The following is a 10,095-nucleotide window of genomic DNA, read 5'->3' as shown; positions in this document are numbered from 1 at the left end:
GGCGCCGTCACAGCCGTCGCGGCCACCCTGCTCGCCCTGTCGTCGACACAGGCCGTGAGCGCCCTGCCCGCGTCGGCGGCCGCCGCCACCTCCGGGCCGGCCGCCCCGGCAGCCCCCGCCGCCTCCTCCGCCTCCGCCGTGACCGCCGACTCCGCGGTCCCCGCGGCCGAGGAGGACGCGGCCCGGGCACTGGCCCTCTCCCTCGCCGACCCCGTCCGGCGCGAACGCGTCCGCGAGGCGGTCCTCGCCTCCGGCGAGGTGCCCCTCACCGCGCTGGCGCGCGGCGGCCTCAAGTCCGCGCTCGCCGCGGCCGATCAGCGGATCGCGGCCGCCAAGGGCCTGGACGCCGGCGTCGGCCCGCTGCTGCGGCTGCGGCTCGGGGACGCCTCGATGCGCGGCGCGCTGGGGGCCGGGACGGCGCCGTGGGTCGCGGCCGCCGGCGTGGACGACGACGCCCCCACGGTCGTCGCCTACGACAGCCGCGGCCGCGCCCACCGGCTCGACGCCCGTCACGTGCCCGCCCGGCCCGTCTACGTCGTCGACATCGACGGCTCCAGGGCACTGGCGGCCGGACTCGGCGTCCTCGACGCACAACTGCGCCACTACGGCCTGGCCTCCGCCGCCCCCGCCCCCGCTCCCACGCGGGACGGCGCGGCGCGTGCTCCGCGCGCCCGGGCGGCCACGGCCGGCTTCTGGACCACCCGCGTGACCGCGGTGGAACTCGCGGACGACGAGGAGCCCTGGATCAAGGGGGACGCGGAGATCTACACGCTCGTCACCGGCTTCGGCCAGGACGGCAAGGTGCGCGTCGACCCGGTCGACATGCCGTACCTCGACAACGACGGCACGGTCTACCGGCCCGGACAGATCCTGGTCAACTGGTCGTCCTACAAGTACGACCTGGCCGACGCCGTGATGATGGAGGACGACGGCAGCACCAACTACCACGACCTCGCCAAGGCCATCGCCACCGCGCTGCTCACGATCACCGACCACGGGGCCTACATCCCCCTGGTCGACGCGGTCCTCGACGCCATTCCCAACGACTGGTGGACCGACGACCCCGACTACGTCGACTCCTGGTACACCCTGTCCCGCACCGACAACGGCACCCGCCACGGCGCCCGCGGCAACGGCTGGATGACCCTCGAACCGTACTTCGTGCGGGAGTCCTGAGCCGACCGGAGCACGCCCGGCTACGCCGTGGCGTGCTCCATCGGGTCGGCGGCCTCCTCGTCGGTGTGCAGGCACTCCGCCAGGCAGCGCGTGTGGGACAGCGCGAAGACGCCGTAGGTGAGCAGGCCGAAACCGAGCACGGCGGCGATGATCCACGGTCCGGTGCGCGGCTGCTCCTCGTAGATCAGCACGCCGAGCACCACGCCGGTCACGGCGTCCGTCAGGGTCAGGGCCGGCTGGGAGGCGATCAGGGGGCCGGCCTGCATCGCCGTGCTCAGCAGGAAGAGCGACAGGGCGCCGATCGCCGCGAAGGCGTAGGTCTGCCACGACAGGAAGAACGCCCGGACTCCCCAGGTGCCCAGGATGCCCATGGCGGACTTCATCAGGGCGGCGGTGAGCGCGTTGCCCAGCGCCGCTCCCGCGGCCAGGCAGGCCGCCCGCGTCCGACCGAGCGGCCTGCGCAGGGCGGCGAGCACGAGCGCCGCCTCGATGCCGCCGATGATCACCAGGGTGGGCACCCACCACAGCCCCGGCACCCACGTACGACCCCCGGAGGGCGCGAGGGAGAACAGGAACACGGCGAGGCCGACGGCGATGCAGGCCACCGACGTCCACGATCTGCGGGACCGGTGCACGTGGAAGACCGCCCCGCCGATCACCAGGGCCAGCGGCAGCTCCAGGATGAAGACCGGCTGGACCACGGCGAGCGAACCGAAGGCCAGGGCCAGGGCCTGGAGGACCGCCGACATGATGACCCCGACGATGCCCGCCAGCCAGACGGGCGTGCGCAGCAGGTCGGTGATCAGCCCCAGCCGCAGCGACGTCGACGCCGGCACCGTCAGCGCCGCCCGCCGCTGCAGCACCGTTCCCAGCGCGTTGCTGCACGCTGCGAGGGCCGCGAGTATGACGGCAAGAGCCATGTCCGGACCACTCCTCGGTCGTCTGCTGCCACCGTCCGCCCGCACGGGCCCTCGCCGCAACCGCAGCGGCCGGCGTTCTGTTCCCGCCCTCGTACGACGTTCTGCCGTCGCCGTGACTTCACGGCGGGTGGCCGGCGCGGTGCCGGCCGGCGGTGCGCGCGGTCAGTCGCCGACGTGGAGGACGATCTTTCCACGGCGGTGCTCGCGTTCGAGGGCTTCGTAGGCGGCCCCGGCCTGCGCGAGCGGCAGCACGCGGTCGACCGCGGGGGTCAGCCGGCCGTCCTCGATCAGTTCGCTGATCGACTCCAGGGCGGCGCGGTCGGGCTCGACGACGAAGAAGACGGCGCGGACGCCGCGGCGCGCGGCCTCCCGCTGGTCGGGCGGCGCCGCGATGCCGACCAGGACGCCTCCCGGTGCGAGGACGTCCCACGACCTGTCCATCGTCCGCCCTCCGACGAGGTCGACGACTACGTCGACGGGGCCGGTCCGGTCCTCGAAGCGCTCGTGGACGTAGTCGACGGCCGTGCCGGCCCCCAGCGAGGTGACGAAGCCGAGGTCGGCGGGGCCCACGGTGGCCACGACCTCGGCGCCCAGCGCGGCGGCGATCTGCACCACGAAGGAGCCGACCCCGCCCGCGCCGCCGTGCACGAGCACGCGCGTGCCGGGACGCACCCCGGCGTGGTCGACCAGGGCCTGCCAGGCGGTCAGCGCGGCGAGCGGCACGGCCGCGGCCCCGTCGTGGCTCAGGGACGCGGGTTTGGCCGCCACCACGTCGGCGGGCACGGTCGCGTACTCGGCCGCGGCGCCGTCGCGGGTGAACGGGATCAGGCCGTACACCTCCTCGCCCTCCCGCGGCCCGGTGACGCCGTCGCCGCGCTCGGCCACCACTCCGGAGAACTCGTGCGAGGGGATGATGGGGGTGCGGTCGCGGCCCGAGCCGTCGAAGCTGTCGGTCCAGGTGGCGTCCCAGCCGAGCTCCCCGGCGGTCACGGAGGCGGCCCGTACGGCCACGAGGATCTCGCCCGCGCCGGGCCGGGGGCGGGGAGCCTTCTCGTGGACGAGCTGCTCGGGGCCGCCGCGGCGGTGTGCGCGGATCGCGTTCATCTCGGTCATGTCCGTCCTCCAGGGCTACCAGGTCGGGATGAACCCGCCGTCGATGATCATGTCGCTGCCGGTGATGTTGGCCGCCTGGTCGCCCGCGAGGAACAGGACCAGGCCGGCGACCTCCTCGGGCGTGGAGAAGCGGCCGGTGGCGGTGGAGCCGGCGACCTGGGCGACCACGTCGTCGGGGGTGACGCCGGCGGCGGCCGACACGGTGTCCGCGACGCCGCCCTCGGCCAGCCACAGGTCGGTGCGCACCGGGCCGGGGCTGACGGTGTTGACGCGGATGCCCTTCGGGCCGACCTCCTTCGACAGCGCCTTGGAGAAGGCGACGAGGGCGGCCTTGGCGGCGCTGTAGTCGATCACCATCGGGTCGGGCAGCGTGGCGTTGACGGAGGCGACCGTCACGACGGAGCCCCGGCCGGCCTCGAGCATGAGGGGCAGGGCGGCCCGGGTGACCCGTACGGCGCTGAGCAGGTTCAGGTCGAGGATGTGCTGCCAGTCGGCGTCGGTCACCGACAGGAACCCTCCGGTCCGGGCGGGCGCGGCGCCCACGTTGTTGACCAGGATGTCGAGGCGCCCCCGGGCTTCCTGGACGAGCCGCTCGGCGTCCCCTGGCTCGCCGAGGTCGACCGGGACCCAGGTGACCCGGCCCTCCTTGACCAGGGTGTCCAGTTCGGGTGTGGAGGTGCGGGACCCGGCGACGACCGTGGCCCCGGCCTGTGCCAGTGCGGTGACGACGGCGAGTCCGATGCCCTTGCCGGCACCGGTCACCACGGCGGTGCGGCCTTCGAGTGGGGTGGTCATTGCTGCTCCCTGGACGTGGGGGTCGGAGCGGACGCGGCGCGTCGGGCGCACGAGGTGTCCCCAGCAGGACACCACATCCCGCCGGGATGTTCAGAAGTTCCTCATGCCCGCTCGCCAACTCCCGTGACAACGATGTCTGTTACAGGTGTGGACACGCGGCAGGGGCCGTGGTCTCATGCCTGAGGACCGCGTCTACAACGTTGTAGGCGCCCGGGCCGGTACGCACGTGAAGTCGTCGCCGCATGTCCGTTCGTGCTCGTCAGAGTGCCCGCCGCCGTAGGGAGCGTTCCGTGAGACCTCCGTGCCCGAGATCCCCCCGCAAGCCGCGCACCTCCGTCGCCCGCCGCTTACTGGCCGTCTCGGCGGTGACGCTCGGCCTCCTGTCCCCGGACGCCGCCTCGGCCGCCACCCCGCGCGAGTCGCCGGGCGCCTCCACCGTGCGGGCCGCCTCCGTGGTGACGCTGCCCGACGCCAGGTTCGAAGTGCTGTCGCCGGCCCTGATCCGTACCGAGTACGCCGGGGACGGGCGGTTCGAGAACCGGTCCACGTTCAACGCGATCGGCCGGGACTCCTTCACGCCCACGCACTACGACTCCTCCGTGCGCGACGGCGTCCTGACCATCACCACCAGCGCGATGACCCTGCGCTACCGGGTCGGCTCCGGGCCCTTCACCGCCGGCAACCTGACGGTGGCGCTCAAGGCGGGGCAGCAGCCGGTGCTGGCCGCGCCCTGGCGGCACGACGTGTGCGATGTGGGCGCGCTGTGCGAGGCCGAGGACCAGTCGTACGACGGCTCCGGACTCGCCGCGGACCACGACGGGTTCACCGGCAAGGGCTTCCTCGCCGGCTTCGCGGTCGACAACGGCTCCTTCGCCGCGGACGTGCGCACCACGGCGGCCGGCACCTACGAGTTCGCCGTGCGGTACGCCAACGCGGTGGGCGGGGACGGCCGCCACGAGACCCGCACCCTGAGCCTGGCCGTGGACGGCGGGGCCGACCGGACGTTCTCTCTTCCCCCGACCGACAGCTGGAACACCTGGGGCGTGGCCCGCCTGTCCCTGCCGCTGGACGCGGGCCCGCACACCCTCCGGCTGCACCGCACCGCCGCCGACTCCGGGAACGTCAACATCGACAGCGCCGCCCTGCTCACGCCCGGGGCCGTGTACCCCTCCAGGAGCGCGAGCACGGTGCCGGGCTGCCGGTTCGGCACCAGCTGCGAGGCCGAGGACGCCCTTCTGTCGGGCTCCGCGGCCGTGGCCACCGACCACAAGGGGTACGCCGGCGCCGGCTTCACCGCGGAGGTCAATCAGGGGTCCACGATCTCGGACCGGATCACGGGCGTGCCCGCGGACGGCACCTATCTGCTGCGGCTGCGCTACGCCAACGGCACCGGGGGCGACGGCCTGCACCGGACGCGCACCATGACGGTCACCACCAAGGGCGGCACGGAGACCACCCTGTCCCTGCCGCCCACGGACGACTGGAACACCTGGGCGTCGGCGTCCGTCCCGGTCGCCCTGAGGGCGGGGACCGACGAGGTCACCCTGGCCTGTCCGGACGCGGCCGCCTGCCACGTCAACGTCGACACCCTCGCGCTCGGTTCCCCCGGAAAGGCGGCCCCCGCGCCGCATCTGGCCCTCGGTGGCTACCGGCGCAGCCTCGACGGCCTCAACGGCGACAGCGACCCGGCGCCCTGGACCACGCCCGGACTGCTGCACCGCGACGGCTGGTACCTGCTCGACGACACACCCTCCGCGATCTACGACCCCGCCACCGAGAAGGCGTCCGCGCGACCCGACCACGCCGGACGGCCCTACCAGGACGGCTACCTCTTCGGCTTCGGGCACGACTACCGGCAGGGCCTGTCCGACCTCGCCGCCCTCACCGGACCGCCTCAGCTGCTGCCCCGCTGGGCCTACGGCGTCTGGTACTCCGAGTACATCGACCGTACGGCGAGCGACTACGAGAACACCGTCCTGCCCGCCTTCCGCGCCGCCGGCGTGCCCCTGGACGTGCTCGTCACCGACACCGACTTCAAGTCGCCCAACACCTGGAGCGGATGGAACTTCGACCCGGCCAAGTTCCCCGATCCCAAAGGGTTCTTCGACTGGTCGGCCGGCCAGGGCCTGAACAACACCCTGAACGTGCACCCGAGCGTCCTCGGCTCCGACCCGCGGTTCGCCGCCGCGCAGGCGACCGCCAAGGGCAAGCTGCGCAAGGGCGGTTGCGCGTCCGGGGCCGGCTCGGACTGCTACACCTTCGACTTCGGCGACCCCGACCAGCTCAAGGCGTACCTCGATCTGCACCGGCCGTTCGACCGGGCCGGCAACGACTTCTGGTGGCTGGACTGGTGCTGCGACGCCTCACGCTCCTCGCAGGCCGGCGTCACACCGGACGCCTGGATCAACCAGAAGTACGCGGATCTGACCGCGGAGACGAGCGAGCGCGGCTTCGTGCTGTCGCGCGCCTACGGATCGCTGCAGGCGGGCGGCTACAGCGGCGGCGTGGGCCTGCCCACCGGCCCCTGGGCCGACAAGCGCTCCACGCTGCACTTCACCGGTGACACGACGTCGAACTGGGGCACCCTGCGCGCCGAAGTCGGCTACACACCGGGCGAGTCCGCCGCCACCGGCCTCGCCGCCGTCAGTCACGACATCGGCGGCCACAACGACGGATACGGCATCCCCGGAGCCGAGACCTACGTCTCGGGCGGCCAGACGCACCGCACCACCAAACTGCCCGACGACCTCTACGCCCGCTGGGTGCAGTTCGGCACCTTCCAGCCCGTCGACCGACTGCACAGCAACCACAGCGACCGCCTGCCCTGGCAGTACGGGACCGAAGGGCGCGACTCCGCCGAGAAGTTCCTGCGGCTGCGCGAGGCCCTGGTGCCGTACACGTACACCCTCGCCCGCGAGGCCAACACGACCGGGACCCCGATCGTCCGGCCGCTGTACCTGCAGTACCCGGAGGAGGAGAACGCCTACACGAAGGCGGACAGCGAGTACCTCTACGGTCCCGACATGCTGGTCGCGCCGGTCACCGCGCCCGGCACCCGCACCACCACGTCCGTGTGGTTCCCGCCGGGCCGGTGGACGGACTACTTCACCGGCCGTACCTACACCGCACCCGCCGGCGGAGCCACCTTCGACGTGACGACCACGCTGGACACCATGCCCGTCTTCGTCCGCGCGGGCGGCATCGTCACCACACGGTCCGGGGACGTGGCGGGCGACGCGCGCAGCCCGCTGGACGCGGTCTCGGTCACGGTCGCCCCGGGAGCGTCCGGCGCCTTCTCCCTCTACGAGGACGACGGCACCGGCCCGGTGTCGCGGCGGGCGGCGGCCACCCGCATCCGCTACCAAGAGCGCGCCGCAACACACGAGTTGAGGATCGGCCCCGCCAAGGGCTCCTTCCCGGGCCAGGTGAGCAGGCGCACCTGGACGGTGTCCTTCCTCGGCGTGGAGCGGGCGCCGAGCCGGGTGACCGCGCAGGGCTCACGTCTGGCGGCCTCCGCCTGGCACTGGGACGCGGACACGCATGTGCTGCGGGTCAGCGTCGCAGGGCTCACGTCTGGCGGCCTCCGCCTGGCACTGGGACGCGGACACGCATGTGCTGCGGGTCAGCGTGCCCGCGCACGGCATCCGGTCGGCCGTGACCGTCGGGTACCGGTAGCGGCCGTCTGTACCACCTGGCGAACCCGGACGCGAGCCTGTGGGGCGCGATCGCCATCGCCGTGGAGGCGGGGTGGATGCCCGCCGCCGCGTACGCCGCCACCCGCACCCTGTGGGCGCCGATCGGCCTGCACTTCGGCTGGAACTTCGCCGCGGCCGGCGGCTTCGGCACCGAGGTCTCCGGCAACGGCTCGACCCACGGGCTGCTGGACGCCCCGACGTCCGGCCCCGCGCTGCTGTCCGGCGGCGAGTTCGGCCCCGAGGCGAGCCTGTACTCGGTGCTGTTCTGCGTGCTCGCGGCGGTGGCGTTCCTGCTGCCGGCCCGGCGGCGCGGTCGGCTGACGCCCGGCCGCAGGCGGGCCGAGCGGGTCCTGGCCCGGCTCCTCACCGCCGCGTTCAGTTCTTCCTGAAGCAGCGGACCATGAGCACCACCGCCCGGCCCCACAGCATCACCACGAGGCCGGCCAGGACGAGTGGCGCGCACTTGAGCGCGCATCCGACCGCGAGCGTCACCACCCAGAGCACGAACAGCAGCGGCCGCGCCAGCCACGCGATGCGGCGCCGGCTCCCCGGGCGCTCCTGGGCCGGGCTTCGCGGAGCCGGGCGTTCCTGGGCCGGCCACTCCTGGCCCGGCCGTTCGCGGACCGGCCGGGCCGGTCGTTCCCGGGCCGTGAACTGGTCCGCCCACCGCGGATCGTCCGCCACCAGGTGGGCCTCGATCTCCCTGAGCTGTCGCTGCTCCCATGACGTGAACACCATGGCACCGCTCCTGAGCTGCGGCCGTGGGCCTGCGGGCCCGCACGGCGGCACGCGGACTTCACTGACGACAACCGGCTTCCCATCCCGTGGGCGCCTAACCGGCGAATCCCCGCAGACCGTACTCGAGGAGCGCGAACGCGTGTTCGGCGTCGGCCACCGCGCCCTCGTGGCGCCCGTCGGCCGACTCGCCGTGGGCCAGGCGTTCGGCGTTGTCCTGGGCGAGCGCCCACTGGACCGCGACGATCTGGGCGGCGGCGAGCCGTGCGGTGAGTTCCGGGACGCCGGCCGTCTCCTCCAGGGCCCGGGCGAGTGCGTGCTCGGCCCCGGCCTTGAACCGCTCCATCCGCGCCACCAGCGAGGGCGCGTCGAGGATCATGCGGTGGAGCCTGCGCACCTGTGGGTGGTCGTTGAGGCCGGTGATCGGGTCCCGCTCGCGCAGCCCGTCGAGGAAGTGCTCGCGCAGCGCGGTCAGCGGGGCGGTGCCGGCCGCCCGGGCGCGCACGACCCGCGCGGCCTCGGTCTCGTGGTCGGCCAGCCGGTGCACCACGAGGTCTTCCTTGGTCGGGAAGTACGCGAAGAGGGTGCGCTTGGACACCTCGGCCGCCTCGGCCACCTGCGCCACGGAGACCTGGTTGAAGCCGTGTTCGAGGAACAGCGTGATCGCCGCGTCCGAGATGGCCGCGTACGTCCGCTGCTTCTTGCGTTCCCGCAGTCCCGGCTTGCCTTCCACGGCGCCCACCGTAGCAGGCGACTGCACCCGGATGATTTCTGCACCTGGTATACATTTACTCCGAGGCGATGTTTCGGAACGACGGACGAGGGTGGACGGCAGTGACGGAGTCGAGGCGGAGCACGAGCGAGGTCGTGGTCGTGGGCGCGGGGCCGACCGGGCTGACGCTGGCGTACGAGCTGGCCCTGGCCGGGGTCGAGACGCTGCTACTGGAGAAGCTGCCCGAGCGCGTCGAGCAGGTGAAGGGCGGCGGGATCCAGCCCCGTACCGCCGAACTGCTCCAGTCGCGCGGGCTGCTGGAGCCGGTGCTGGCCAGGGCGCTGCCGCGGGATTCCGCTGGCGGGCACTTCGCGGCCCTGCCCGTGTCGCTGGACTGCGCGCCCTGGCGGACCAGGCATCCGGACCCGATCGCGGTCGCGCAGTGGGAGATCGAGGAGGTGCTCGAGGAGCGGGCGGTCGCCGCCGGCGCGCGGGTGCTGCGCGGGGCCGCGGTCACCGCGGTCGAACCGGACGACGACGGGGTGACCGTGACGGCCGGCGCCCTGACCGTGCGGGCCGGCCACCTGGTGGCGTGCGACGGCGGGCACAGTGCGGTGCGCAAGCTTCTGGGGCTGCCGTTCCCGGGCCGGCCGGGGACGCATCAGGCGGTGCTGACCGACATCCGCCTGTCCGCCGTGTCCCCGCTGGTGCCGTCCCGCGCGGGGCACATGAGCACCCTGACCCGCCACGCGGGCGGCTACTGGGCCATGCTGGTGCCGCTCGGCGGCGACCGGTACCGGTTCACGTTCGGCCGCGTCGGCGAGACGGACCCCGACCGCGACACACCCGTCCCCGACGAGGAGATCGCCGACGCGCTGCGTGCGGTGTACGGCCCCGGAACGACTCTCGGCGCCGTGGACAACGCCTCCCGCTTCGGCGACGCCACTCG

General features: G+C 73.6%; 7 protein-coding genes and 2 pseudogenes. 4 read left to right on the top strand and 5 right to left on the bottom strand.

Annotated features, from left to right (window positions below):
- The coding region (locus IE249_RS23770; RefSeq protein ID WP_189707700.1) for a DUF3103 family protein at window positions 1-1,176 on the top strand (1,176 nt) is incomplete at its 5' end.
- A 20-nt stretch (window positions 1,177-1,196) separates the two neighbouring features.
- On the opposite strand, the gene IE249_RS23765 is transcribed toward IE249_RS23770, so the two are convergent.
- From IE249_RS23765 to IE249_RS23755, 3 genes are all read right to left on the bottom strand, one after another.
- Window positions 1,197-2,096 (bottom strand): DMT family transporter, encoded by a 900-nt coding sequence (locus IE249_RS23765; protein WP_189707698.1) that lies wholly within the window; start codon window positions 2,094-2,096, stop codon window positions 1,197-1,199.
- A 162-nt stretch (window positions 2,097-2,258) separates the two neighbouring features.
- Window positions 2,259-3,209 carry an NADP-dependent oxidoreductase gene (locus IE249_RS23760; protein WP_229859128.1) on the bottom strand — a complete coding sequence of 317 codons (951 nt, stop codon included), beginning with the start codon at window positions 3,207-3,209 and terminating at the stop codon, window positions 2,259-2,261.
- A 15-nt stretch (window positions 3,210-3,224) separates the two neighbouring features.
- Window positions 3,225-4,004 carry an SDR family NAD(P)-dependent oxidoreductase gene (locus IE249_RS23755; RefSeq protein ID WP_189707696.1) on the bottom strand — a complete coding sequence of 260 codons (780 nt, stop codon included), beginning with the start codon at window positions 4,002-4,004 and terminating at the stop codon, window positions 3,225-3,227.
- Between the two features lie 242 nt (window positions 4,005-4,246).
- On the opposite strand from IE249_RS23755, the pseudogene IE249_RS23750 reads away from it, so the two are divergent.
- Window positions 4,247-7,453: pseudogene (locus IE249_RS23750) on the top strand (TIM-barrel domain-containing protein); the annotation flags it as partial.
- Window positions 7,454-7,686: 233 nt separating this feature from the next.
- A pseudogene (locus IE249_RS40090) lies at window positions 7,687-8,088 on the top strand (CPBP family glutamic-type intramembrane protease); the annotation flags it as partial.
- Here the strand turns inward: IE249_RS40090 and IE249_RS23745 are convergent.
- Window positions 8,075-8,437, bottom strand: coding sequence for a DUF3040 domain-containing protein (locus IE249_RS23745; protein ID WP_189707692.1), 363 nt, complete (start codon window positions 8,435-8,437; stop codon window positions 8,075-8,077). The pseudogene IE249_RS40090 and the gene IE249_RS23745 sit on opposite strands and share 14 nt — an antisense overlap.
- Window positions 8,438-8,531: 94 nt before the next feature.
- Window positions 8,532-9,167, bottom strand: a complete 636-nt coding sequence (locus tag IE249_RS23740) for a TetR/AcrR family transcriptional regulator (RefSeq protein WP_189707690.1) — start codon at window positions 9,165-9,167, stop codon at window positions 8,532-8,534.
- Window positions 9,168-9,268: 101 nt separating this feature from the next.
- Here IE249_RS23740 and IE249_RS38300 point away from each other — a divergent pair.
- On the top strand, window positions 9,269-10,095 hold an 827-nt coding region (locus IE249_RS38300; protein ID WP_229859126.1), incomplete at its 3' end, for an FAD-dependent oxidoreductase.

Source organism: Streptomyces anandii JCM 4720, from assembly GCF_014650655.1.
Classification (GTDB): Bacteria; Actinomycetota; Actinomycetes; order Streptomycetales; family Streptomycetaceae; genus Streptomyces; species Streptomyces anandii.
Note: the sequence above shows the minus strand (reverse complement) of the source record. Positions and strands in the feature narration are given on the sequence as shown.